Genomic DNA, 570 nt, shown 5'->3' on the forward strand with positions numbered 1-570 from the left:
CTGCCACCCCACCCTGCCGCCAGGCCGTTCCCGGCTGATGCGCGTCGAGCACGAGTACGACCGCGGCGGAGCACTGGCCTACCTGGCCGCGCTCGACGTGCACCGCGGCACGGTCCACGGCCGCTGCGAACCCACGACCGGCCTGGCCCCGTTCGCGCGGCTGGTCGAGCAGGTCATGACCCGTGAGCCTTACGCCTCGGCCCGGCGGATGTTCTGGATCGTCGACAACGGCTCCTCCCACCGCGGCCAAGCATCCATCGACCGCATGGCCACCACGTGGCCCAATGCCACGATTGTGCATACCCCGCTGCACGCCAGCTGGCTGAATAAGGTGGAGATCTACTTCTCCGTCGTCCAACGCAAAGTCGTCACACCAACGACTTCCACGACCTGGCCGATGTCCAGAACCGGCTCGACGCATTCCAGGATCACTACAACCTGGCCGCCCGACCGTTCAACTGGCGATACACCAAGAAGGATCTTGACGCTCTCCTCCGGCGCCTCGCTACCCACACGCCTCTACCCACCACCGCGTGACCCCCGACGAATTAACGGCAAGGAGCACTAAGC

The 570-nt window shown here is 65.8% G+C and carries 1 protein-coding gene; it reads left to right on the plus strand.

Features of this window, described 5'->3' with window-relative positions:
* Positions 1-568: transposase (locus ACY34I_RS40620; RefSeq protein ID WP_462760869.1), on the plus strand; the 568-nt coding region annotated here is incomplete at its 5' end.
* Positions 569-570 lie beyond the last annotated feature (2 nt).

The organism is Micromonospora sp. RTBAU3-60 (assembly GCF_054963695.1).